The sequence below is a fragment of the Aliidiomarina haloalkalitolerans genome, assembly GCF_003987315.1.
Taxonomy (GTDB): Bacteria; Pseudomonadota; Gammaproteobacteria; order Enterobacterales; family Alteromonadaceae; genus Aliidiomarina; species Aliidiomarina haloalkalitolerans.
Genome location: NZ_PIPI01000004.1, coordinates 120,785 through 146,030, shown reverse-complemented (window position 1 = coordinate 146,030; position 25,246 = coordinate 120,785). Strand labels below are relative to the sequence as shown.

The 25,246-nt window shown below is 48.5% G+C and carries 25 protein-coding genes; 7 read left to right on the top strand and 18 right to left on the bottom strand.

Going from position 1 to position 25,246, the window contains the following annotated elements:
• Positions 1-21: 21 nt before the first annotated feature.
• The 4 genes from CWE06_RS07475 to CWE06_RS07460 all read right to left on the bottom strand — a co-directional run bounded on the left by CWE06_RS07475 (position 22) and on the right by CWE06_RS07460 (position 4,210).
• The gene (locus tag CWE06_RS07475; protein ID WP_126792725.1) at positions 22-996 is read right to left on the bottom strand and encodes a PstS family phosphate ABC transporter substrate-binding protein; all 975 of its coding nucleotides are present in this window, start codon (positions 994-996) and stop codon (positions 22-24) included.
• Positions 997-1,101: 105 nt separating this feature from the next.
• Entirely contained in the window at positions 1,102-2,403 is a 1,302-nt protein-coding gene (phoR, locus tag CWE06_RS07470; protein WP_126792723.1) for a phosphate regulon sensor histidine kinase PhoR, read from the bottom strand.
• Complete coding sequence (gene phoB / locus CWE06_RS07465; RefSeq protein ID WP_126792721.1) at positions 2,404-3,090, bottom strand: phosphate regulon transcriptional regulator PhoB; 687 nt, start codon at positions 3,088-3,090, stop codon at positions 2,404-2,406.
• Between the two features lie 76 nt (positions 3,091-3,166).
• Positions 3,167-4,210, bottom strand: a complete 1,044-nt coding sequence (locus tag CWE06_RS07460; protein WP_157981155.1) for a porin — start codon at positions 4,208-4,210, stop codon at positions 3,167-3,169.
• 322 nt (positions 4,211-4,532) lie between these two features.
• On the opposite strand from CWE06_RS07460, the gene CWE06_RS07455 reads away from it, so the two are divergent.
• Genes CWE06_RS07455 through srmB form a run of 3 tightly spaced genes read left to right on the top strand, consistent with a single transcriptional unit; the run spans position 4,533 to position 8,561 of the window.
• Entirely contained in the window at positions 4,533-6,311 is a 1,779-nt protein-coding gene (locus CWE06_RS07455) for a sensor histidine kinase (protein WP_126792717.1), read from the top strand.
• A 60-nt stretch (positions 6,312-6,371) separates the two neighbouring features.
• Positions 6,372-7,289 (top strand): recombination-associated protein RdgC, encoded by a 918-nt coding sequence (locus CWE06_RS07450; protein ID WP_126792715.1) that lies wholly within the window; start codon positions 6,372-6,374, stop codon positions 7,287-7,289.
• Between the two features lie 6 nt (positions 7,290-7,295).
• Positions 7,296-8,561, top strand: a complete 1,266-nt coding sequence (srmB, locus tag CWE06_RS07445; protein ID WP_126792713.1) for an ATP-dependent RNA helicase SrmB — start codon at positions 7,296-7,298, stop codon at positions 8,559-8,561.
• A gap of 13 nt (positions 8,562-8,574) precedes the next feature.
• On the opposite strand, the gene CWE06_RS07440 is transcribed toward srmB, so the two are convergent.
• Both CWE06_RS07440 and thiI read right to left on the bottom strand, forming a co-directional pair.
• Positions 8,575-8,928: a VanZ family protein gene (locus tag CWE06_RS07440; RefSeq protein ID WP_241972512.1), complete on the bottom strand. Its 354-nt coding sequence runs from the start codon at positions 8,926-8,928 to the stop codon at positions 8,575-8,577.
• Positions 8,929-8,960: 32 nt separating this feature from the next.
• The gene (thiI, locus tag CWE06_RS07435) at positions 8,961-10,421 is read right to left on the bottom strand and encodes a tRNA uracil 4-sulfurtransferase ThiI (RefSeq protein ID WP_126792711.1); all 1,461 of its coding nucleotides are present in this window, start codon (positions 10,419-10,421) and stop codon (positions 8,961-8,963) included.
• Positions 10,422-10,667: 246 nt separating this feature from the next.
• Here thiI and CWE06_RS07430 point away from each other — a divergent pair, with 246 nt between their 5' ends.
• From CWE06_RS07430 to dxs, 3 genes are read left to right on the top strand one after another with little or no spacing between them, the layout of a single operon-like run.
• On the top strand, positions 10,668-10,922 hold the full coding sequence (locus CWE06_RS07430; protein WP_126792709.1) for an exodeoxyribonuclease VII small subunit: 255 nt from the start codon (positions 10,668-10,670) through the stop codon (positions 10,920-10,922).
• A gap of 18 nt (positions 10,923-10,940) precedes the next feature.
• Positions 10,941-11,840: a (2E,6E)-farnesyl diphosphate synthase gene (ispA, locus tag CWE06_RS07425; protein WP_241972511.1), complete on the top strand. Its 900-nt coding sequence runs from the start codon at positions 10,941-10,943 to the stop codon at positions 11,838-11,840.
• A 4-nt stretch (positions 11,841-11,844) separates the two neighbouring features.
• Positions 11,845-13,722, top strand: coding sequence for a 1-deoxy-D-xylulose-5-phosphate synthase (dxs, locus tag CWE06_RS07420; RefSeq protein WP_126792707.1), 1,878 nt, complete (start codon positions 11,845-11,847; stop codon positions 13,720-13,722).
• A gap of 117 nt (positions 13,723-13,839) precedes the next feature.
• On the opposite strand, the gene CWE06_RS07415 is transcribed toward dxs, so the two are convergent.
• The 10 genes from CWE06_RS07415 to yajC all read right to left on the bottom strand — a co-directional run bounded on the left by CWE06_RS07415 (position 13,840) and on the right by yajC (position 21,977).
• Positions 13,840-14,343, bottom strand: coding sequence for a phosphatidylglycerophosphatase A family protein (locus CWE06_RS07415; RefSeq protein ID WP_126792705.1), 504 nt, complete (start codon positions 14,341-14,343; stop codon positions 13,840-13,842).
• Between the two features lie 55 nt (positions 14,344-14,398).
• On the bottom strand, positions 14,399-15,418 hold the full coding sequence (gene thiL / locus CWE06_RS07410; protein ID WP_126792703.1) for a thiamine-phosphate kinase: 1,020 nt from the start codon (positions 15,416-15,418) through the stop codon (positions 14,399-14,401).
• Positions 15,419-15,427: 9 nt separating this feature from the next.
• A complete protein-coding gene (gene nusB, locus CWE06_RS07405; RefSeq protein WP_126792701.1) occupies positions 15,428-15,847 on the bottom strand; it encodes a transcription antitermination factor NusB in 420 nt (139 codons plus the stop codon).
• Between the two features lie 10 nt (positions 15,848-15,857).
• Positions 15,858-16,322 carry a 6,7-dimethyl-8-ribityllumazine synthase gene (gene ribH, locus CWE06_RS07400; RefSeq protein WP_126792699.1) on the bottom strand — a complete coding sequence of 155 codons (465 nt, stop codon included), beginning with the start codon at positions 16,320-16,322 and terminating at the stop codon, positions 15,858-15,860.
• A 79-nt stretch (positions 16,323-16,401) separates the two neighbouring features.
• A complete protein-coding gene (locus CWE06_RS07395) occupies positions 16,402-16,992 on the bottom strand; it encodes a 1-acyl-sn-glycerol-3-phosphate acyltransferase (RefSeq protein ID WP_241972510.1) in 591 nt (196 codons plus the stop codon).
• Positions 16,989-17,858 carry a DUF3014 domain-containing protein gene (locus CWE06_RS07390; RefSeq protein ID WP_126792697.1) on the bottom strand — a complete coding sequence of 290 codons (870 nt, stop codon included), beginning with the start codon at positions 17,856-17,858 and terminating at the stop codon, positions 16,989-16,991. The genes CWE06_RS07395 and CWE06_RS07390 overlap by 4 nt, the downstream gene beginning before the upstream one ends.
• Before the next feature lie 19 nt (positions 17,859-17,877).
• Entirely contained in the window at positions 17,878-18,651 is a 774-nt protein-coding gene (gene yaaA / locus CWE06_RS07385; protein ID WP_126792695.1) for a peroxide stress protein YaaA, read from the bottom strand.
• A 146-nt stretch (positions 18,652-18,797) separates the two neighbouring features.
• Positions 18,798-19,754, bottom strand: coding sequence for a protein translocase subunit SecF (secF, locus tag CWE06_RS07380; RefSeq protein ID WP_126792693.1), 957 nt, complete (start codon positions 19,752-19,754; stop codon positions 18,798-18,800).
• Between the two features lie 12 nt (positions 19,755-19,766).
• A complete protein-coding gene (gene secD, locus CWE06_RS07375) occupies positions 19,767-21,617 on the bottom strand; it encodes a protein translocase subunit SecD (RefSeq protein ID WP_126792691.1) in 1,851 nt (616 codons plus the stop codon).
• A 27-nt stretch (positions 21,618-21,644) separates the two neighbouring features.
• Positions 21,645-21,977, bottom strand: coding sequence for a preprotein translocase subunit YajC (yajC, locus tag CWE06_RS07370; RefSeq protein ID WP_126792689.1), 333 nt, complete (start codon positions 21,975-21,977; stop codon positions 21,645-21,647).
• Positions 21,978-22,315: 338 nt separating this feature from the next.
• Between yajC and CWE06_RS07365 the strand changes: the two genes are divergently transcribed.
• Positions 22,316-22,924 (top strand): trimeric intracellular cation channel family protein, encoded by a 609-nt coding sequence (locus tag CWE06_RS07365; protein ID WP_126792687.1) that lies wholly within the window; start codon positions 22,316-22,318, stop codon positions 22,922-22,924.
• 10 nt (positions 22,925-22,934) lie between these two features.
• Here the strand turns inward: CWE06_RS07365 and CWE06_RS07360 are convergent, their stop codons facing one another.
• Complete coding sequence (locus tag CWE06_RS07360) at positions 22,935-24,704, bottom strand: TIGR03545 family protein (RefSeq protein ID WP_126792685.1); 1,770 nt, start codon at positions 24,702-24,704, stop codon at positions 22,935-22,937.
• Positions 24,701-25,225, bottom strand: coding sequence for a TIGR03546 family protein (locus CWE06_RS07355; protein WP_126792683.1), 525 nt, complete (start codon positions 25,223-25,225; stop codon positions 24,701-24,703). The genes CWE06_RS07360 and CWE06_RS07355 overlap by 4 nt, the downstream gene beginning before the upstream one ends.
• Positions 25,226-25,246 lie beyond the last annotated feature (21 nt).

Sequence of the window (25,246 nt, the reverse complement as noted above, 5' to 3'; positions counted from 1 at the left end):
GTCGTCTTGAATCGGAGGTGATTAGTCTTGCCACAAGCCTAATGCGCGCAAATCTTCTTCCGCAACCATCGCCGGTACCGGTACATAACCGTCATTGTTGACAATCGTTTGTCCCTGTTTCGACAATATCAACTTAATGAACTCTGCGGTCACTGGGTCTAGCGGACGATTTGGGTGCTTGTTCACGTACACATATAAGAAGCGTGCGAGCGGATATTCACCACTCCCGGCTGTTTGCGCATTTACTTCAACATAGTCGGTACTGTCGCCCCACGCCAGTGGCAACGCACGAACGCCCGAGGTTAAGTAACCAATTCCTGAGTAACCAATCGCATTAGGTGAGGTAGAAATAGACTGTACCACTGACGCTGAACCTGGCTGCTCGTTCACGTTGTTTTTAAAGTCACCACCGCACAACGCGACATCTTTAAAGTAGCCATAGGTGCCAGACACCGAGTTACGGCCATATAACTGAATATCACGATTCACCCAGTTGCCTTCAAGACCTAATGCACCCCAGCGATTCGCGTCACTATTACCGCCACAGCGGCGCGTTGACGAGAAGATCGCATCGACTTGTTCAATATTTAAACCTGGTAAAGGGTTATCTTTGTGGACAAACACTGCAAGTGCATCAATGGCAACGCGGATTGCGGTTGGTGGATAACCATTGCGGCGTTCAAAGGCTTCAATTTCACGCGGGCGCATTGCTCGACTCATTGGCGCCATGTTCGACGTACCTTCAGCCAATGCCGGTGGCGCAGTCGAAGAACCTGCGGCTTGCACCTGCAAGGTCACATTTGGATAGGCGCGTTGAAACTCTTCAGTCCAATAAGTCATCAGGTTTGCAAGGGTGTCAGAACCAACCGATGAAATCGTGCCTGAAATTCCACTGACACTGCGATATTCACGTAACTCTGGGTCTACTTCCGCAGTTGCGGTTGTTGTAACTGCCATTGCAAGTGCCATTGCACCGAACACAAGTTTGATTTTCATAGCCATCTCCGATGGGTTATTGATTCAATATCGACAATTTTATTGCGTCAATATGACAAGATTGTGACAGCTTGAAATATTTCGGAGTGACAGCAGAATAATTTGTTATTCGCTTACTAGTAATTCGGGGACGATACGGAAAAAGAAACGGCTACCTTGGTTCGGAGCGCTTTCGACTTGTAAATAGGAACGATGATGCTCAAGCGCATGCTTGACAATAGACAGGCCAAGCCCGGTGCCACCCGTTGCGCTGTTGCGATCTTTCTCAACCCGATAAAAACGTTCGGTTAAGCGCGGTACATGCTCAGCGGCGATACCCGGGCCATCGTCTTCAACCGAAAACTCGGCAAATTGACCAACCAAGAGCCAAGTTACCCGCAAATGGCCGTTTTCTTTGCCATATTTAATCGCGTTGGTAATTAAGTTTGAGCAGGCTGCACGCAGCTTTTCTTCATTACCGAGTACTGAAATACCATCCGCCACGTCGAGTTGCAGCGCCAGTCCTTTTGCCGCAATGATAGGTTGTAACTCCTGAATAACTTGATTAATTAACTCTGACATCACCACCTTGCGCGTAAAGGTATCCTGACTTTGACCTTCCATTCGCGACAAGGTTAACAATTGCTCAACCATTTTCTGCATGCGTTGATTTTGCAAGGTCATGTCGTGCAGTGCTTTGGTTAACATCTCCGGTGGAACATTCAGTGGCTCTTCGAGCAGTTCCAAATAGCCGTTCATGACTGTCAACGGTGTTTTCAGTTCATGAGACACGTTGGCGACGAAGTCTTTGCGTAAACGCTCGAGTTTGCGCAATTGAGTAATATCACGAGCAATCACCAACAGTTGGGTATCGGTGTAGGGCATAAAACGCATTTCAATTTCTCGCTGATCACCGGCTGGGGCGAGAATCGTTATAGGCTCAGCAAAATCAGAGATTTCAAAATACTTAATAAAGCGGGGGTAACGAATCAAGTTGGTAATGCGAATGCCGCGGTCGGTCGGCCAGCGTAAACCAAAATAGATTTGCGCCAATTTATTACTCCACACCAAGGTGCCATCGCTTTCTAACACTAATGCGGCATCTGGAATTGCTTCGGCAGCTTGGCGAAAACGTTGTAGCAGTATCGATAATTGACGCCGTTTAAGTTGAGCTCGACGCAGCGTGCGATAAATGCCATCGTAAATATCACTCCACGCACCAGGCGCTCGCGGTGGTAACATCGTTCGACTCTGCCACAACCACCGATTTAAGCGCTGAAAATAAAAGACATTCCACAAAACCGTAGCAGCCAACGCCAATGCGAGAGCCGGCCATAGCGCGCCCACCAACCAACCGACCAAGGCTAACGGCAACAGCCACCAGAACAGTCGTTTGAGTAAGCGATATAGCGTGAAATGTCGTTCCATTTAGCGTGCCGAAAAACGATAACCAACGCCACGAACCGTTTGTACTAAGCGGTCATGGCCATGCACTTCGATAGCTTTGCGTAACCGGCGAATATGTACGTCGACGGTTCGGTCTTCGACATAAACGTTGGTTCCCCAAACATGGTCTAAGAGCTGCTCGCGGCTATAGACTCGGTCTGGGTGGGTCATAAAGAAATGTAGTAAACGAAATTCCGTCGGCCCCATATCGAGACTTTGGTCATTCGCCGAAACGCGGTGCGAAACCGGGTCAAGCACTAAGCCTTCGATATCGATAGGCTCGTCCAAATTGGTTGGCGACACGCGACGAAAAACAGCACGCATGCGAGCAACCAATTCCTTCGGTGAGAATGGTTTGGTTAAGTAATCATCGGCGCCAACCTCAAGTCCTTTGATTTTATCTTCCTCTTCGCCGCGCGCAGTCAACATAATAATCGGAATGTGCCGAGTATGGTCTTTCGACTTTAACGTACGCGCTAATTGAATACCACTGCCGCCAGGGATCATCCAGTCAAGCAAGATCATGTCCGGATAAGGCTCAACCACCTTTTCCAGCGCTTGTTGATAATCTGCTGCTTGCATAGGCTGATAACCATGTTGTTCCATCACAAACGCGAGCATCTCACGAATTGGCGCTTCGTCTTCAACAATCAATATTCTGCTTGGCATTCTATTCACCCATTCATCATGAACTTAGGGCATTATGCGACGCCAGTGTGACATTTTTATGACGGCACAGATTCGATTAGAAGTTCCAACGCAAACCAACCGCCACAGCAAACGGGTCTTGTCCTGGTTCAATGGTCATTGTTTTGCCATGGCCGCCGGCAGAAACATTGGCTGTTGAAAGCACCGCATTGTCTGTATGTGAGAAGGTTAAATAAGCATTCACCTTCGCATTCAGTTTACGGTCAATACCCACGGTAATCATAGTAGAGTCTAATTCGCCAGTTTCGTCAGCGGTGCGATGAAATACTTGGCCTTTCAACGAGTACTCGGAATTTAGTGCATAACTTGTCGTAAAACCAAAGACTTCTTGGCTGCCAGTCGCCATACCGTCGGCATGCTGATAAAACAATGCATGGCTCCATGCGCCTGACTTACGAATCAAGGCGGCACGCATTGCTTCTAAATTTGGTTCTGTCGGACGACTTTGGCTTTCATATCCAATCAGAGCTGTCCATTCGCCACGCTGATAAGTCAGTGAGCTACTCACCGCATCATGCTCATTATCGACGGTTGCACCAGTCAATTCATGCGTGCCGTAATGCACCATAAGCGTCAAATTTTGCCAAGTTGGCGTGGTATAATGTAAGCCACTCTTAAAACGCTTGTCGAAATGCATTTCGCCACTGCGCGAGATGTTCCGCCCTTCACCGATTTGATCACGGAATTGCTCAACGGCATTAATAATTCGTTTGACCGGTGTGTCGTAGTATCCCGCTCGTAAGGTTCCCCAATCACCTTTAACACCTAAAAATGTATTGCGCGCCGTGATTGTGCTCGACCCCTCAGATAAATCGATTCCGCGCTCAATTTGACCAATCAAAGTCAAATTATCAGCGACTTTATAGTCAAGTGTTAATCCTAGACGGCTGCTATTGCTTGATACATTTAGACCACCATCGGAGCCGTCATTCAAATAATCCGCAGACACATGTAAACGACCATATAAACCAATTTTCGGTTCGCTATCTTGGGCAATTGCGGCAAATGAACAGAAGGTTAAAGCAGGAAGTAAAGAGGCAAGTGTGACGCGTTTAGTTGTAATTGACGTTGTAATTGACATAGGAGTCCGGCCTTGAACTGACTTAGTTAACAAGTATGAATGCCTGACGGACATTCACCGTGTAATAGCAACGAGCGGAGAAAATTATATACTTCTGACACATATATGTAACTAAACCTTCATAAAATATCGCTAAAAATTTAACCACCGCTGCAAATAAAACTTCACAACTGTTATCCATCTGACGGCTAGCCAACAAAATGTTTTCATTCCTGCCCGTCGTGGTTACACTAGGTCAACAAAAACCAAACAAAATAATCATCACCGAACATTGAAAATATCGATAAGTTTCAACGTTTGGTACTCAAGGGGTTTGCTCACTTTGTCGAACAACTCTCAAGCAGACATGTTACAGCCGCAAAATAGCATTAGCCGTGTGCTGTTAACGAGCGTGTTGACCGTGTACTTTTTATTAACCTTGACCATAACTATGGTCCAGGTGGCTATTGAGTACAACAATACCCGCGACAGTCTGCTAAATGATATTCGTCAGCAGCATCATACGTTTGCTGCAAGTTTTGCCCGAGCCATGTGGGAATTTAATATTCCTCAAGCTGAGGCATTGGCAACGGGCTTACTGAACGTCCCTTCAATTAGCGGTATTATTTTGCGTGACGAGCAAGGTCGGCAAATTTATCAAGCTGGTAGAGTTCCTCCCAAAGAACGACTGGAACAACTTAATTCGCCCGATCAAGTCATCGAATACCAAGGTGTATTTGGTTTTTATAGCCCGTTAGTCTGGGAGTTTGCGGGTGGTTCAGAAATTGTTGGCGAGGTTATTCTATTTTCTAGCCGCGACATTACCATAGAGAAACTGAAACCTACTTTAGCCGTGTTAGTCGTGGCAGCGCTGATTAAAAGCGCTCTTTTAATTATTCTATTTACCATTGCGTTTCGGATTTTTCTACGCCGACCATTTTCCCAGTTCATTGAGCAAATTCGTCAATTCAATCCGGATGACCCGGATGGTTCACAGGTATTCTTACAGCAAGCTGAATCGAATGAATTCACGCTCCTCGAGCACGCCTATAACGAATTGCTGCAGCGCTTACGACATCATCAAGAAGCATTTGAAATATCGCAACGTGAGCTTGCCGATGCCAATCGTCAGCTCGAAGAGCAAAATATTAAGCTCGAGCGAGAAATTTCGGAAAAAACCATTGGCATTAGTAACCTCATGCTCGACATTGAGCGGCGGCGACAGGAACTTGAAGTCCGTCAGCAGTCGCTGGAGCAAGAAATCCATCAGCGCCGACTAACCGAATCAAAACTCAAACAAGCGAATCGGGAACTTGAAGAAACCATCGAGTTTTTACAGCAAGCTCGCAGTCAAGTCATGGAATCGGAAAAGCTCGCATCGTTAGGGGCTTTAGTGGCGAGCATTAGCCATGATGTCAGCACTCCTTTAGGTGTCAGTTTGACTGCAACCAGCTATCTAAAAGAACAACTTGACCAACTGCAAACCAACGTTGAAGAAGGTAAGCTCACCCGCGAGCAATTTGCCAAGTTTATTAACAATGCAGTTGAAAGCGAGGCTATTGTTGCTGCCAACCTCGAGCGCGCCAACGAGATTATGGACGGCTTTAAACAAATGGCTGTCGACCAAATTACTGACAGTGAACGTGATGTGTACATTGACGAATACGTGAATAAAATTATCAAAGCGCTACAACCCAAACTACGGAAAAAGAATGTGAGCGTTGCCATTGAATGTCCTCATATCGTCGCCAAGTTCTCAGTTGGTGCATTTGCGCAAGCACTGACCAACATGTTGATGAATAGCATTATTCATGGCTTTAAAGACCGTAATCAAGGCGTTATTTCACTGAAGCTAGAACAACAAGATAATCGCTTAGTGGGCGAATACCATGACAATGGCATTGGTTTAACTTCGAACCAACTTGAGCATTTATTTGAACCATTCTTTACCACCGAACGGTCGCAAGGCGGCAGTGGTTTAGGCACGCACATTATTTATGACATGATCACGCACACACTGAATGGCCATATTGACGTCAGCAGCACGCCAAACCAAGGTCTCTTATACACATTCCAGTTTCCAGTTAAATTTAACGCAAAGGATGACGAAAATAATTCGTAACCCGGCGCTGTTCTTCGGTATGATTCGAGCTCAAAAATAATAGCCTGGGAGCAAGAAATTATGTGGTTTAAAAATTTGCGGATCTATCAATTTACTCAACCTTTCACTTGGAGCGACGAGGCTGAGAAGCTGTTAGAGGAACGCCGCTTTACTCCCTGTGCGCGCCATGAGCCGATGAGCTTTGGTTGGGTATCGCCACTCAATGATGAAGACGCACCGCTGGTTCACCAAATTGGTAAGCATGTGTTGTTATGCGCTCGTAAAGAAGAAAAAGTTATGCCTGCGAGCGCCGTGCAAATGGAACTCGAGTCACTAAGGGAACAATTTCAGCAAGAGCACGCACGGCCAATGCCACGCAAAGATTTGCAAGCTGCCAAGGAAGACATTGTTCAGCGCTTGCTGCCGCAAGCTCTTAGCCGCCATTCAATTATCTGGTTGATGTTAGACTTTGATGCGCAGCGCGTCTTGGTCGACGCATCAAGTGCAACCCGTGCTGAAGAAGTAACGGCACTCCTGCGCAGCTGTTTAGGTTCATTACCGATTCGCCCTTGGGGTCCTGAAACGAACGGCAGTGTGTTCTTCACTCAGTGGCTAGCGGAGCAAGCAGCACCGACACCGTTTTACCTTGGCACTGACGCAGAGCTGCGTGGACAAGGCGAAGCCGAAAGCGTCGCGCGCTTAAAAGACCATGATCTCACTAGCCCTGAAATTGCCTTACACTTAGAGCATGGCAAGCAGTGTACGCAACTTGGGTTAGATTGGGACGAGCGCGTGAGCTTTGTTTTAACTGACGATTATGCGATTAAACGCATTCGTTTCTTGGACGTGGTCAAAGACGCGCGTGACGCCGATGACACCGAAACACGTGCAGAGCAACTTGACGCTGATTTCGCACTCATGAGCCAAGAGTTTCAGCTCATGCTTAATCAGCTTTATGCTATACTGGCGCTCCCTGATGCGAATGTTACCGGAGAATAAACTGCAATGACCCCAGATTGGGCTGCGCTCGAGCTAGAACCCGAGCTAATTAACTTATTGCTTGAGCAAGGCTTGAAGAAGCCAACAACCATTCAGCAGGACGTTATTCCACTTGCATTGGAAGGGCGAGATCTACTCGCCTCTTCACCAACTGGCACAGGTAAAACCTTGGCCTTTGTGTTGCCGGTAGTCCAACACTTAATTGACTTTCCGCGCAAAGACCCAGGTCATGCGCGTGCTCTGGTGTTGGCGCCAACACGTGAGCTAGCTGAACAAATCGGCCGAGTCACCGAACAGCTTTGTGCTGTCGTCGACTTAACCTGCTTAACCATTACTGGCGGTGTCAATTTCGGTAGTCACACTGGGGCACTCAAGCAGAATCTAGACATTATTGTTGCTACTCCCGGGCGTTTGCTTGATTACTTGGGCGATGAGAAGTTTAGTGCTGAAGATCTCGAAATTCTGGTTCTCGATGAAGCCGATCGTATGCTCGATATGGGTTTCAAAGAGCCAGTCCAGCAGATTGTTAACGAAGCAATGTATCTGAAACAGCGTTTATTATTCTCGGCGACCACGGATAGTCACTCGCTGGCCAAGTTTAGTACCCAAGTCCTCGACAACCCTGAGTTTATCAATGTCGAGCCACCTCGCCGTGAGCGCGGCAAAATTTTGCAGCGCATGCACGTTGCCGACACTCTCGAGCATAAACAACAATTGCTCGTGCACTTGCTGCGTGAATACAATGGCCGCGTGTTGGTGTTCGTACGTAAACGTGAGCGCGCTCACGACTTAGCCAATTTCCTCAGTCAACTTGGCTTTGGCGCTGCGGCACTCGAAGGTGGGTTACCTCAAGACGAGCGCCAAAAACGCATTCAATCGTTCAACAATATTCGCCAACGCATATTGGTTGCCACCGATGTTGCGGCTCGCGGTCTCGATATTCCCGACGTCGAACTCGTTGTTAATTTCGATTTGCCACGTAAAGGCGACACCTTCCTGCACCGTACCGGTCGTACCGGCCGCGCGGGCAAGAAAGGAACCGCTATTTCTTTGGTTGAAGCGCACGATGCTGAAAACCTCGGACGCATTGAGCGCTATCTTGGTGAGCGGTTAGAGCGCCGAGTTATCCAAGAACTGAAACCACAGTTTAAATTCCCGGACCCACACAAAAGTCCAGCGAAGAAGAAAAAGAAGAAAAAGAAAGACAAAAAGGCGAAAGCTGCAAGAGCAACGAAAGTCGCTAACGCTACTGCCAATAAAAAACGTCGCTAATGCGACGTTTTTTTTATGACTGTAAGCGCCGCCGGCGCGGAATTTTCACGGCGAGTCGCAATGCATAAAATGTCAGCGCGCCAACCATATCAGCGACGAGATCCCATGGGTCGGCGCCGCGACCTGGAACATAGTGCTGCACCACTTCAATGACAATGCCATAAACTAGCAAAAGTAAAAGGCCAACCCAGACCCGCGGCCGAAATGCCAAGTGCAATGAACCAGCCAAAATAAAAAATAAACCAAAATGGGCGATTTTATCGGCATGCTCAAAGCGCATGGTTTGCGGTGTTGGTGGCGACTGAATTAAAAACAAAACTGAAATACTCAGCAACACCAAAACAAAAGTTATCCGCCAAAATTGCAATGGTTGCTCCTTCTCAAACGTGTGCAGCGAGGCTACTTTTCATAAACAGCTACTTGCGAGAATCCTTGCTCTTGTAAATGAATCGCTTGCAGACGACTCATTACGCCCTGTTCACAATACAACAAGTAGGACTTCGACTTGTCTAGCATATCCTGTTTACTAGCCAAACGGAAAAAAGGAATATGTAAAACTTTGTGTCCGGGCACATCGAGCGGTGCTTCTTCTTGCTCTTCATCGCGACGAATGTCGATGATAATCGCATCGACGGGAACTTCATCATTAGCGTCGAGTACTTTCGGGCCTATCGCTGGATTTTTGGTTGCGTGTGCGTCGCGAATATCAATGACGCGACATTGGGCAACGACTGCTTGAATCAGACTGTCAGGTAACACGGCTTGTTCACTTGCAGCGATAACCTCAGGCTTAACTTTTACCGACGGTTGTTTGGAAATGACACCGCAGTATTCTGGCACTGCTGCACTCAGCGTTTCTACACCAATCTCGCGTGCGCAATCGACAATGGTTTGCTTGTCTTGCACAATCAGTGGGCGCAGAATTAACGTATCGGTGGCTTGGTCAATCAACTTTAAATTACTTAATGTTTGGCTCGATACTTGCCCCACCGCTTCACCGGTCACAATCGCTTGTGCATTAAGGCGTTCTGCGACTAAACCCGACGCGCGCATCATCGCACGTTTCAACAACACACCTAATGAGCCTTGATCACCGGCTTCGAGAATCCGCTCAACCACCTCAGAAAAATCAACAGCAACAAACTTCACCGCATGGGTTTTCGAGTATTTCTCCCACAAGAAATAAGAGATTTCTCGCACCGCCGCTTCGTGTGCATCAGCACCTAAATTAAAGAAGCAAAAATGAGTACGTGCACCCCGACGAATCATCTGAAAGCTGGCAACGGCAGAGTCAAAGCCACCAGACATCAGTGACACAACTGTTTCTTGGGTCGGCAACGGGAAACCACCTAAACCGGCGAAGCGTTGCTGAACAAGCGATACTTGTTGCTCAATCACATGAATGACAATTTCTTCTTGCGGGTTTTTTAGTTGCACATGAGTACCTGGTACCCGCGCTCGAATACCGCCACCAAGATAAATAGCCATATCCATTGAGGAGAATTCGTGCTTGCCCTTGCGCTTTACGCGCACAGCAAAGCTTTTATTCTGCAGACGATCCGTTTGTAACGGTAAAATCCATTCCAGCAAGGTTTCAAAGTCTGTCAGCGGATGCTCGACTACTTGCTCAAAGTAAGCAATACCCGGAATTTGCCCCAAGTGGCGGATAGTCAAGGCAGTTAATTCCGGCAGATCATCATGATGAACTTCAATCCGATCCCAATGATTACGCACTCGCATCGAGTCATGCAGTGGTTTCAGTAAGGTTCTGATATTGCCCGTTAATACTTTTAAGTGACGCTGACGCACCGACTTACTCTTGATGGTGATTTCAGCGTGTAAACGAACAATAAACTTCATGAGACCCTCAGCGACTTGCTATTTCGGTTGAAAATTAAGCGCGCGATTATAGCAGGAATGGCCTTCAGTCGGCCAGTTTATCGACAATATACTCCAAAGATTACCCCTCTAAAGCACTGCGTTTTTGGCTGTCCTGTGGTATTTTAGAGTCATTGTAAAAACTATCCTGCAGCGTCAACGTTTCGCCAATAACATAAAATATGGCGTGAATAGGACAGACGCTCGACAAGACGATAGAGGATCACGATGAGCACAAAGACGGATCAACCGATTAATTTTGAACAATCTATGCAAGAGCTTGAAGGGATTATTCGTGAACTTGAAAGCGGCGACTTGAGTCTTGAAGCTTCGTTAGCGAAGTTTGAACGCGCTGTCGAGCTGACCCGCTTAAGCCAAGCGACATTAGCAAGCGCAGAGCAAAAAGTTCAGCAATTGTTGCAACAAAATGGCGAAGAAAAGTTAGTCGCAGCCACACCCGACAACGATAATTTGCCATTCTAAGCAACCGGAAGGTACCTAATGTCCCCCATGTCCCCTTTGCTGCAGGAAAAACTTGAGTCGTTTCGAGCGCGGCATATCGCGTGGTTTGAACACGAACTCAATCGCACTGCCGCTGCGCCGCAATTACAAGAAGCAATGGCTTATTCTGCCTTGCTTGGCGGTAAACGTATTCGACCGTTTTTGGTTTATGCAACCGGTGAAATGCTTGATGTCCCGCTCGCTGCACTTGATGCTCCAGCGGCGGCGCTTGAGTGTATTCATGCTTATTCGCTGGCACATGACGACCTACCGGCCATGGATAACGATGCATTACGCCGCGGGCAGCCCACCTGTCATGTAAAGTTTGGTGAAGCAACTGCCATTCTCGCCGGAGACGCTTTGCAGGCATTAGCATTTGAGTTGATTGGCCGCGAGCATCCACAACTGGCGCCCGAACAACAAATAGCGATGATCAGAAAACTAGCCGAGGCTAGTGGCGCGAGCGGTATGTGCGGTGGTCAAGCACTCGATATCGCTGCAACCGGGAAAGCGACGTTGCAATCAGAACTTGAAACCATTCATCACCTTAAAACCGGGGCCTTGATTCGCGCTGCTCTGGCGATCGGTGCGCTCGCTGCGCCGAATGTTAGTCCCGCTATTTTGGCAGCGCTAGACGAATATGGCCAAGCGATTGGCTTAGCGTTTCAAGTAAAAGACGATATTCTTGATCAAACGAGCGATCCAGAAACCCTCGGTAAAGCAACCGCTGCTGATATTGCCTTGAACAAAACAACGTATGCTACGCTTTTAGGTATCGATGGCGCCGAGCAATTGCTCAAGCAGTTAACCGAAAAAGCGCTACACGCCTTACAGCAAATCCCGTACAATACCGAGCTCCTGCAAGATTTCACAGAATATTTGGTAACACGAGACCACTAGTATTATGACGCAAGCAAACTCAGCCTTTCCATTGCTGCAACTGATTGACTCGCCAGCCGACTTACGTGGCTTGCCGAAAACAAAACTCAAGCAAGTGAGCGATGAACTGCGTCAATTTTTATTGTCTTCAGTTAGTAAAAGTAGTGGGCACCTTGCCAGTGGTTTAGGCACCGTCGAATTAACCGTCGCGCTGCACTATGTATTTAAAACGCCTTTTGATCATTTAGTTTGGGACGTTGGCCATCAGGCTTACCCACATAAAATTATTACTGGGCGTCGTGACCAACTGCATACCATTCGTCAAAAAGATGGCTTGCATCCGTTTCCATGGCGCGAAGAAAGTGAATACGACGTTCTATCGGTCGGTCATTCGAGTACATCGATTAGTGCTGCATTAGGCCTCGCCGTTGCCGCTGAAAAAGAAAAACAGAACCGCAAAGTGGTCGCTGTTATTGGTGACGGTGCGATGACGGCGGGTATGGCCTTTGAGGCGCTCAATCATGCCGGTGATATCGGCCCAGACATGCTGGTCATTCTCAACGACAACGAAATGTCGATTTCAGAGAACGTCGGCGCACTCAATTCGCACTTTGCCCGCCTCTTATCAGGTAAGTTCTATACCTCGTTGCGCGAAGGCGGCAAGCAACTATTAAGTGGCTTGCCGAGCATGCGTGAACTGGTTAGTCGCGCCGAAGAACACGTCAAAGGCATGGTCACACCTGGCACTATTTTTGAAGAACTCGGATTTAATTATATTGGCCCAATTGACGGTCATGATGTTGACGGTTTAGTCGATACCTTAAGTAATATGCGTGCGTTGAAAGGCCCGCAATTACTGCACATCGTTACCCGTAAAGGCAAAGGCTACGCCCCAGCGGAAAAAGATCCGATTGGTTACCATGGCGTGCCGAAGTTCGACCCAAGCACCGACGCACTACCGAAGAAAGCGCCGACTTTGCCGTCGTATTCGCAAATTTTTGGCGATTGGCTCTGTGAAACGGCCGAAATCGACAGCAAATTAGTCGGCATTACACCAGCCATGCGCGAAGGGTCTGGTATGGTCGAGTTTGCGCGCCGTTTCCCGAAACAGTATTTTGACGTTGCCATTGCCGAACAGCACGCAGTCACCTTTGCTGCCGGGCTTGCAATTGCTGGCGAAAAACCGGTGGTGGCGATTTACTCGTCGTTCTTGCAACGGGCTTATGACCAATTAATTCATGACGTCGCGTTGCAGAATCTCGATGTTCTGTTCGCTATCGATCGGGCTGGCATTGTCGGCGCAGATGGTCCAACTCACCAAGGTGCATTTGACCTGACCTACTTGCGCTGTGTGCCAAATATGGTGGTCATGACGCCAAGTGACGAAGACGAGTGTCGCTTAATGCTGCACACCGGCTATCACTTCGAGGGTCCTGCAGCCGTTCGCTATCCACGCGGTAATGCGGTTGGCGTCTCCTTCAGCCCATTGCAAGCTTTGCCAATTGGCAAAGGCCAGTTGAAGCGCGAAGCAGATACACCAGCAAAAGGCCAACGGGTAGCTATTCTCAATTTCGGCACCTTGTTACCTGAGGCCATGCAAGCAGCGGAAGCACTTGATGCAACGGTTGCTGACATGCGCTTTGTGAAGCCGCTCGACACCGCACTTATTGATACTTTGAGCGCCAACCATGATCTGCTCGTTACGCTCGAAGAAAACGTCATCGCCGGTGGCGCTGGCAGCGCAGTGGGTGAGTATCTGAGCTCAGGCAACAAGACGACAGCACTGCTACACATTGGCTTACCTGACGAATTCATTAAACACGGTTCACAAGAAGAGATTCGTGCCGAACTGGGGTTGGATGCCGAAGGCATTTTGGAGAAAATCAAACAGCGCCTGAAGTAGTTACTGCTTAACTTCGTGAAGTACTAAAAAAGCGAAGCTGGTTTTACACCATGCTTCGCTTTTTTGTTGCACGCGTTCAACTGAGCTAAACGCCCGTTGAATTAAACGCCCTGTAAATTAAACGCCTGGAATCCAGCCGTACAGCAATGCTAAATGCATTAGCACCAGCGTCATTAAGCCGGCAATGACATCGTCCAACATAATACCAAGCCCGCCCTCGACCTGCTGATCAAACCAACTGATTGGCCATGGCTTTAAAATATCAAAAATCCGGAACAGTACAAATGCGAGTAATAAGGCCTGCCAAGTAACCGGAATCGCGATCATGGCAATCATATAGCCGGCTATTTCGTCCCAGACAATGGCAGGCGCGTCGTGCTGCCCCATCGCCTTCGCAGTGGCGCCACACAGATAAATACCGATTATGGTGAAAAAGGCGACAACGCCAATGTACTCAGCAACACCCAAAGGGGCAAACAGCCAAACTAATAACACTGCAGGTAACGTACCGAAAGTCCCTGGCGCTTTTGGCGCAAGGCCGGTGCCAAACCCGAGCGAACAAAAATGGATAGGGCTCTTGAGCAACTCTTTCTTGGTCAGCTTTTTATGTAAATAAGCCATGTTATTGTCCTTATTGGAGCCGGCTAACTAGAAGTACCTGATTAGAAGTGGCTGATTAGAAGTGACTATAGCTACTTCCTGTTATCTGCACTTCTTTATTCTGGTGGAAGAACCGCAACCCTTGTTGCGCTTCTATCGTTCCAATACAGCTTACTGCAACCCCAGCTTGGCGAACAAGACTTTCCAACAAACCAACGCGACTTTCTGGTACGGTGAAGCACAGTTCATAGTCATCACCACCATTGAGCTGTAATGGCCACCCTGCCTGTGGTTCTAAATTAGCCCGGAAAGCGAGCGAGGCCGGTAAAGCTTCAAGATTAACACGCGCCCCCACTTCTGAAGCCCGCAGAATGTGTTTTAAATCACCTGCAAGCCCGTCAGAAAGATCAATAGCGCTGGTGGCTTGGTTACGTAAAAGCTGCCCTAAAGCGACCCGAGGCGTCGGATAGAAGAGCCGTTTCTGCAGCTCATCAATCGTGGCATCGCGGAGTTCGAGTTTACCCTGCAAACCAGCTAGTGCGAGCGCAGCGTCACCAAGTGTACCGCTGACAAATATCCGGTCCCCCGGCTGTGCACCGCGGCGCTGCAAGCATCGCTCCAGAGGCAAAATACCTTGGGCAGTAAGCGTCAGTGTGAGTGGCCCGCGAGTCATATCACCGCCAATTAATTCACAATGGTAATAATCGAGGGCGGCAAATAAACCGGCAGTAAACTCTTTTAACCAAGCCTCGTCAACTTCAGGTAGTGAGCAGGCTAGCGACACCCATGCAGGCTCTGCGCCCATGGCTGCGAGGTCACTTAAATTAACTGCGACAAGTTTATGTCCGAGTGCTCGTGGCGACGTGTTTTCATCAAAATGCACACCGCTGACCATCGTATCTGTCGTCACGGCAATCCGCGATTCTGGTGGTGGTGTCACCACAGCAGCATCATCACCAATGCCGATGAGTACATCGTTACGTTGGCGCCGGAAATTAGACTTTGAGTTTTCAGACAGAGTTGAGCCGGTCGATTGACCGGCTCTTCTTTGGAAGTAATCTGCAATGATTGCGAATTCGCGACGTTGAGAATCCATCCTGACCTCTTATTGGCGAGCTCCGCGCAACGAGTCAACGGCTTTATCCAGAACACCGTTTACAAAGCGGTGGCTATCGTCAGCACCGAAGGCTTTCGCTAATTCGATAGCTTCGTTCATCACCACTTTGTAGGGAACGTCTAAACGTGAGCGCAACTCGTAAGCGGCAACACGCAAAATGGCGCGTTCGATTTGGTCGAGATCGGCAAATGGGCGATCAGTAAATGGCGTTAATGCTTGATCGAGCGTGCTCGTTTGTCCGGTTACACCACGGACAAGGTCGAGAAAATACTCAACGTCAACTTTACTGACATCGTTTTCAGTTAAAAACTCAGCTTCAATATCAACGACACTATTGCCCGATAGTTGCCAAGAATAAACTGCCTGAATCGCCAAACGGCGGGCTTTACGACGTGCTGCAGGTTTCACTTGCATCTCCTTACAGCTGGTCTAATACGTTGATCATTTCCAACGCTGACAATGCCGCTTCTGAGCCTTTATTGCCGTGTTTAACACCAGCGCGATCAATGGCTTGCTCGTCGGTATCTGTGGTGATTACACCAAACGCAACGGGTACACCGGTTTCCATCGCGACTTGAGCTAAACCTGAGTTTGCTTGACCAGCAACGAAGTCAAAATGAGGCGTACCACCACGAATAACCGCACCAATGGCGATAACCGCAGCAAACTTGCCAGACGCTGCTGCTTTTTTTGCAGTAATTGGCAGTTCGTACGCACCTGGCACTTTGATAATGGTGATGTCATTACTGTCGATTTGACCGATTCGGGTCAATGTATCAACGGCACCTTCCATCAGCTTTTCAACGATAAAACTGTTGAAACGAGAAACCACGATGGCAACTTTTTTTCCTGGTGCCGCAACACCGGCCTCAATAATCTTCATGAATATCCCTCAGACATACTCGATAACGGCGCGAAGAATAGCACATTTTTGCGCCGTTAGCACTGCGTTTGGTTTTTGATCATTGTAACTCTGGACGTTTCCCAACCGCTTGGTTCGTAAATGCTTTAATATCAAGCAAAGCCTGGTCTAAATCCTCGCCAACCAACATCGGCTTGCTAATGTTAATGGTTTTATTCTTGAAGCAAAAAGCGATCGGTACGACCGGCACTTGTGCTTGCTGAGCAATGTGGAGAAAGCCCTTCTTCCACTCGGAAACCTTACTGCGAGTGCCTTCCGGTGCAATCACTAAAACCATGCGCTCGGCCTTGGCGAACTCGTCTACCATTTGCCCGACCACGCCGTGTGCACTGTCTCTACGCACGGGTATGCCGCCAAGCCAATGCAACAGGCCTTTAATCGGGAAAACAAATATTTGGTGTTTCCCAAGAAAGTTAACCCGAATTCCGAGCGCTAATTTCACCATCAAGCCGACAAAAAAATCCCAGTTCGAGGTATGCGGTGCCACCGGCAAAATTGCTTTTGGAATATCTGGAATTTCACCATTCAGTGTCCAGCCGCCGAGTAAGCGCATTCCTACGCGACCAACCCAGCGACTAAAACGATTTCCTCGGGTCGGAAAAAATTCAAACTCAGTTTTGATCTCGCTCACTGCTGCAACCTCTGACGAATTTCACGAAGTTTTGTTTTCACGAGTGCACGGTTGTCTGGCCCCATGCGCAGCAGTTGTTTTTGCGCCGGTAACAATGCTTCTAGTTCTGGGTCTGCAAAAGTGTACATCACTTTGTCGTCTTTCAATGCCAGTAAGCCAGTTGGTTCTGGCGTATCTAGCAAGATGGCAATGGCATCGAGTAGACGAGCACGCAAGCGCGTTCCAGGCTGCTTGATTTCGTCGTGAGCTTGTTCGAAAACCGGCTCATAACGATTATACAGGCGCACAAGTGCGTCGGTATCAAGGCCATAGAACCAGGTTGCCAACTCATCAAAGCGGGCGTAAGTGCGCTCGTCAATGTAGAGTTGATGGTCAATTTCTTGCACCATAAAACGTGACTCCGGCCCCGCTACAACATGTGCTTCACGAACAAGTTCACCCTTCGCCATGCTTTCCGCAAGAACGACGAGTTTTCGCACCATGTTTTCACTATCAACGGGTGAGGTATTCAAGCCTGCAGCCATCGCTTCGTCAACTAATACCGGGCCTGCTTCGTCAAGCGCGGGCAACGGTGGCTCTTGCTCAACGGGCTCGAGTTCTTCTTCCGGAATAGGAATCACCACTGGATCCGGCTCGCTTGTGACGTCAACTTCCGGCTCTGGAATAGGTTCAGGCTCAGGCTCTGCAATGACAGGCTGCTCAATCGGTTGCGGTTCGACGGGTGCTGGCTCAGGCTCACCACCTCGAGTAAACCATAACGCGACCACAATAATGACTAAGGCAACAATGAAACCAACAATGACTTTACCTGATAGCAAAGACTTGTTTTCGGTTGGCTCCGATTCACTCTGATGATGTTCTGTCATAGCCGCTCCTCACCTAGCGTTATTGTTCAGGACGACAAAAAACCAATTCTTTGTCTGTTGACAGTGCCGGATTAAATTCGTACCCAGCTGTATTAAAAGACTTCAAGTCTTCGATAGAGTTCGGTTGTTGTTCAAGAATATAACGCGCCATCATGCCGCGCGCCTTCTTCGCATAGAAGCTAATAATCTTTAGCTGACCATTCTTTGTGTCTTTAAACACTGGCGTGACCACTGGAATATTTAGCTTAGCTAAGTCAACCGCTTTAAAATACTCATTAGATGCCAAATTAATCAATACTTTACTCTTCGATTTTTGCGCAACATCATTCAGTTCTTCAGCAATGCGCGATCCCCAGTACGCATAGAGATCCTTGCCTTTGGGGTTGGATAGCTTGGTGCCCATTTCAAGGCGATATGGTTGCATCAAGTCGAGTGGCTTTAAAACGCCATATAGGCCCGACAAAATACGCATGTGTCCTTGTGCATAATCCCAAACCTTGGCGTCTAAGGTCGCCGCATCCAAGCCCGCATAAACGTCACCATTAAAGGCGAATACCGCCGCTTTTGCATTTTCGGTGGTAAACGGCTGCTGCCATTCAGCAAAACGAGCCGCATTCAAACCGGCCAACTTATCGCTGATTTTCATAAGCGAGCCAAGTTCTTGTGGGCTCAGTTGACGGCAAATGTCGACCAGTTCTTCGGCTCGGTCGAGCAGGGTTGGCTGGGTGTGCTTGGCAATCGGCGCTGGCGTTTCGTAATCCAAATTCTTTGCGGGCGATACTACAAATAACATCGTGATATTACCTCGTTGTCAGTCTCAAGTCGGCTGAAAGTCTTGTAAATCGGTCATCTATTTATGCCCAACAGCTTAACATAGCTGCCAAAAAAAAGGGATTGCCGCAGCAATCCCCCTTATTCCTGAATGTCCGTTTGTGGTGATTACAGGTAGTTTTCCTGATCTTCACCCTCTTTCTCAACTTCAGGGGGCATCAAGTCTTCGCGGCTAATGCCTAACGCTAATACCAGCGTGCTGCGCGTGAATACGGATGAGTAAGTACCCACAACAACACCGACGGCTAACGCGACAGAGAAGCCGAAGATCATTTGGCCACCAAACAGCATTAGAACGATCAATACGACGAGTGTTGTTAAAGAGGTCACTAAAGTACGGCTCAAGGTCTGACTCAATGAAATATTGATCACTGACGTTGGGTCTTCTTTGCGCAGCTTACGGAAGTTTTCACGAATCCGGTCAGCAACAACAATACTGTCATTCAATGAGTAACCAATGACTGCCAGCAAGGCCGCGAGAATCGTTAAGTCAACCTGCATTTGGGTAATTGAAAACAAGCCAAGAATTAAAATAACGTCTTGCCCCAAACCCGCTACAGCAGAGAGTGCCAAACGCCATTCAAATCGAAATGACACGTAGATCAAAATACAAATGAGCGCGACTAACAGTGCCAGTCCACCTGCTTCAGCCAACTCTTCACCAACTTGCGGGCCAACAAACTCAACACGACGAATTTGAATATCGTCGTTGATATTCGCTTGTAGCATCTGCAACAGTTGGTTACCCACTGCATCTGAGTCGCCTTCACCACGCGGTGGCACACGTACGAGAACATCACGCGGCGTACCATAGTTCTGCACAATGGCGTCACCAAAGTCGTTCTCTTCGAGCACCGAACGCAGCTCAGTTAAGTTAGCGGGTTGGCTAAAGCCGACTTCCACGAGCGTACCGCCAGTGAAATCGAGACCCCAGTTCAACTTATTCACCGACAGCGAAATCAGTGACGCAACAATAAGAATCACACTTAGTGCTGTAGTCCATTTGTTAATGGACATAAAGTCTAAGGGGCGATTCTCATCCACTTTTGTGATTTGAAAAAACATAGTTCTTGCCCCTTAAATTGACAGCTCTTTGAGGCGCTTATTGCGACCCCAAGTCAGGTTAATCACAGCACGAGTACCTGCAATGGCAGTAAACATCGAGGTGACGATACCGATTGCGAGAGTGACAGCGAAACCTTTAATTGAGCCGGTACCCACAGCAAAGAGAATCAATGCTGTAATGAGTGTCGTAATATTCGCATCGGCAATGGTCGAGAATGCGTTCTCATAACCACGCGCAATGGCTTGTTGAGGACTTCGCCCTTCAACCAGCTCCTCACGTATCCGCTCAAAAATAATCACGTTCGCGTCAACCGCCATACCAACGGTTAGTACAATTCCAGCAATACCTGGCATGGTCAACGTCGCACCTGGAATCATCGACATCACACCGATAATCATGACTAAGTTAGTCATCAGTGCGAGGTTCGCAACCAAACCAAACTTGCGGTAATAGATGCCCATGAACAACAGAACGAGTATGAACGCACCAATAATGGCCTTCATCCCGGCTTCGACGTTTTCCGCACCTAAGCTTGGACCAACTGTACGTTCTTCAACGATTTGAATCGGCGCAATCAGAGCACCTGCACGGAGCAATAACGCAAGATTTTGCGCGTCTTGCACCGAACCCACACCGGTAATCCGGAAGTTGCTACCGAGCACCGCTTGAATGGTCGCAACACTGACCACTTCTTCAACGCGGTCAAAGGCGATACGGCCTTCGTCAGTGGTTTCACCGGTTGCCAAGAACTCGATAAACACGGTAGCCATAGGCTTACCGATGTTGCCGCGAGTTGCTTGGGTCATCATGCGACCACCAGCAGAGTCGAGTGAAATATTGACTTGCGGACGATTACTTTCGTCGTAGCCAACACTCGCATTAACGATGTGATCACCGGTCAGAATCACGCGGTTTTCGAGGAGAACCTGTCCGCCTCCGCGCTGATCGAATAACCGGCTACCAAATGGAACGCGGCCAGCGATTGCGTCTTGGACGTCATTGTCGGTATCGACAAAGCGGAACTCGAGAGTCGCTGTTGCGCCTAAAATCTCTTTCGCACGGGCAGTATCTTGGACACCAGGAAGCTCTACCACGATGCGGTCTGCGCCTTGACGTTGAATCAAAGGCTCGGCAACGCCGAGTTCATCAACCCGATTACGTAAAATCGTGATGTTCTGGTCAATCGCATTACTGCGCGTTTCTTGTAAAAACTGATCCGTCATCGCCAACGTAATGGTTCGGCTCGACGAATCTGTCCGGAAATCATAACCTTGGTATTGATTGCGCAAAACACCGATGGCACTTTGGAAGTCAGCTTCGTTGCGCATGGTCACGACAATTGAATTGCCGTCAGCTTGAACACGTTGGTAACGCAGACGCTCTTCACGCAAGCGATCTTGCACCGTTGTGACCATCTGTTCGCGAATCTTGCTCAACGCTTCTTCCATGTCCACTTCCATCAAGAAGTGAACACCACCGCGCAAATCAAGACCTAACTTTAATGGTTCGCCACCGATCGCGGCTAACCAAGCAGGCGTTGCTGGTGCGAGGTTCAAGGCCACAACGTATTGTGAACCGAGCTCTTGAACCAAAAGTTCACGTGCGTTTAACTGATCTTCGTCAGAATCAACACGAACTAACATTTGGCCATTCTCGAACGTTAAGCCGCGAATTGGGATTCCAGCACGTTCAAGCGATCTTTCTACCTGCGCTACCGTGTCAACGGTAACTTCTCCACCACGGGTACCAGAAATCTGCACCGCATAGTCTTCGCCGAAAAGGTTCGGCAACGCATACAGCGTGCCGAACAATACAACGAACAGAATTAACAGGTTTTTCCATAACGGATATCTGTTTAACACAATTCCGTCCTTCTTATAGTCACGTAATTAAAGAGTTTTAATTGAACCCTTTGGTAACACGGCTGCTACCGCACCTTTCTGAACAGTGATTTCAACACCTTCAGTTAAGCCAATCACCATAAAGTCGCTGTCGTCTTGAACTTTAGAGATTTTGCCTACTAATCCGCCTTGCATCAGGACTTCGTCACCTTTTGCTAGCGAAGTTACCAACGTCTTATGCTCTTTAACGCGCTTAGCTTGTGGGCGATAAATTAAGAAGTAAAAGATCAAACCAAACAGCACCAGCATGATAATTAATGATGCTGTACCACCCTCTTGACCACCTTGTTGTGCGTAAGCATTGGCGATTAAAAAGTCCATAACTCTTCCTCAATTAACTAAATTATTCATGTATGATCGTTGTAAGACCATGAGCCACAAAAGAAAATTTGCTATATTTGCGGGCGTCGCTTGCTCCGGTTCACGGAAAACAGCGTTAAAGCGCTGTATTGTAACTGAACAACTTACGAAGCGAAATGCTTGCGAGTGCTTGCAGTCGCTTATGCAGTTAGTCAGCTAGATATGTGGACAAATTGGATAAATACAAGCTTTGCTTCTTTTTCTCTGATTATCATGGCAAATTAATCGTTGGCTATCATGCTTGAAAAACTTCTTTGCCGCTAGCTTTAATCGGCTTATTCGTGGAGAAAGTACGCTGAATGGATACTTGGTTTTATATCGCTGACTTGGCCGGTGTTGCCGTGTTCGCAATTGCAGGCACCTTACTTGCCTTTCGTAAACAAATGGACGGTTTTGGTGTGATTGTGCTGGCTTCGGTTACCGCTGTTGGCGGCGGCACAACGCGTGACCTCATTTTAGACGTGCCGGTGTTCTGGCTACACGACGCCACCTACTTTGCCGTTATTGCGGCAGCAGCAGGTGTGACCATTCTATGGCTGCGATTGAAAGCTTACATTCCATTAAACCGACTTTTACTTGCTGATGCGCTTGGGATCGCGTTTTTTACGGTGCTCGGCACTGAAAAAGCATTGAATACAGGCGTCAGCCCCGTCGTTGCCATTATCCTCGGCACCATGACGGCGGTTTTTGGCGGCATGCTGCGGGACGTGTTGGCCCGCGATATTCCGATGGTACTGAAAAGTGAGCTTTACGCCACAACCTGTATCGCCGGTGCAATCATTTATGTCGCCTTGAGCTCGTGGAGCCAAACCGTAGCCATGTTAGCCGCCATGACAGTCACATTAGTCATGCGCTTTGGCGCCATCCGCTACGGTTGGTCCTTAACGGTTTTCAAAGAACACAAATAAGTCGCACCAATTAGCCGCCAATGCGATCGCGTAAACTACCACGCAATCGATCCCGCAGTTGATCGCCAAGTCGCAGATCGTCCGGGCTTACGGCAAGTAAGTCCGTTAACAAGGCTTCAAAACTTTGTCCTTCTGCTAACCCCGCCACGATTGCATTCAACCGTGGGTCGAGATTTTCAGTCGCACTACTGACGCGTTGTTCAAGATCACTACGTAAACGGGCAATCTGCTCATCCGCTTCTGCGGTTAAACGTGCGGTCATCAAGCGTTGCAACTGATTGTCTAAGTCTGAGCGAATCGACAGCCCCGGTGCTTGCATTGGGCCAGACACATTCAAATTCATGTCGAAGGCATTAATCTGACCGACAACATCGGCAAGAATCCGTGCCCAACGCGCGTCACCGTCTAAATCAAGCGCAACATCACGCATTGAAATAACGCCGCTACCGTTTAGCTCACCAGCACTGACACCCACTTGACCTTCGGAGTTCAACATAGCGCCCAGTAATTTAGCAACCACATCATTCTGAGCAAACAGTTCCTGCTCAACTAAATTCACACCACGAATTCGCCACGCCTGTTGACCAGCAAAGCCGCGTAGGTCACTCATCGAAAACTCGCCATTAAGCGCTAGTTCTTGCCACCACGACGACTCAGAGGCTGCTAACGCAAAGGTCGACGGCGTGCCGCCAATGCGGTCGTGTTGCCAGGTAATATTCGCCCAATCCATGCTCAAATGAGTATCAGGTAGGCGAATATCTGTCACCGCTCGTTCGATTAAAAATACCGGCCGTTGCGCTCTATCAAAGTCAATAAAGCGGCCTTCCCAACGACTTGGTTTGACTTCTTCATCGTCTGAGCGCTGCAGCATCGGCCCGATGAAATCAAACGCCATGAGGAGATATTGGCTCCACTGTTCAACCTTGGGTCCAAATAACACGCCACTGAGTTCACTTAGGCTGTCATTATCGAAACGCAATAGGCTACGTACCCGCTCGATGTCTTGTCCCGGAGCACTGCGAACTGCCTCTAAATCAGAGCGTAAAACTGTTACTGCCTCTTCACTGACGGCAACGAATGCGCGCACGGCGTCGCGGTCAGTTCGCATGTCACGTTGCAGTGTGCGTAAGTCTTCACGGAGCTGCAGTAATTCTTCGGGCGTCCGCGGTCGCGCTTCGGTAATGGCTTCAACACGCTCGCGATAGCCTTCGAGCTTTTCCTTTTCTGGAAGGTTAGCTCGTGCCTCATCCACTTTCTCTCGTTGAATTTCGAAGTTGGTTTGAGCTTGCTCAATGACACCCGGCGTGCGAATTTCACTACGTTCGAGGACACCTTCGACCGTCGGAATTTCAATTTCTAAATCGGCAAGGGTTTGGCGCCAATCAAACGGTTCGCTGTCACTTTGATAGTCTGCGCGCACTCGTCCTGGGCTGCGCCGTTCAACCCCCATCGCAATGCCTGACACTTCCAGGTCGCGAATATGAATGCGCCCAATAACCGCGTCCCAAAAGTACAGTTCCGCATGAGCTCGTTGCGCTTGCACGCGATTTAAAGCTGGCGTCTCAGGGTCGGTAAACTGCAACTCTTCCATACTCACACTAAATGGCGACCAGTGAATATTCACGCTAGCAATATTCACTTCGGCGCCATTTGCCCGTGTCAGACCATATTCAAGGCCGCTTTTTACAATGGGTCCGGCGAAGGTGCGAATAATAATTGCCAGTGCGCCGATAATAACGACGAAAGCGATTAATCCTGGCCAACGAATAACCTTATTCATAGTGAGCCTCCGCGCAAGCCGCTAACTTTTTGGTACATGGCGAAGAACTTGGTTCCCTTAATCACCTGTACGAAACGCAAACGGTCAAACCAAGCTTTGACACGACTGCGATAGGTAACGATAAGCTTATAAGCCACGGGCGCCCAAATTGGCGTAATCAGGAGGCAGAAAACAAAGCTACCGAGGGTAATCGTATGGTTGTATTGGAATAGGCGCGCCAGCGGATTTTCGTACAACGAAACCCAAAGAGGCTCTAAGGCGGGGGCCAATAACAGACTTTCACCTATCCAGTCGAATAGCGGGTCGATTAAGTAAGCTAACCCCGAGAAGAAAAGCCAAGCCAAAATAAAGCCGCTCAGGTTAATCCGGAGCGACAAGGCGAGGAACAGAATAATGACATTATGGAGACTGAACAGAGGCGTCAGCCCCATAAACATACCAAGCACAAAGGCCCACGCAAGCGCCCATGGGCTTGTTTCCGCGTTTAGCGCTTTGAACAAGCGTGCCAACATAGACAACATGATTCACTCCTTGCGAAATCA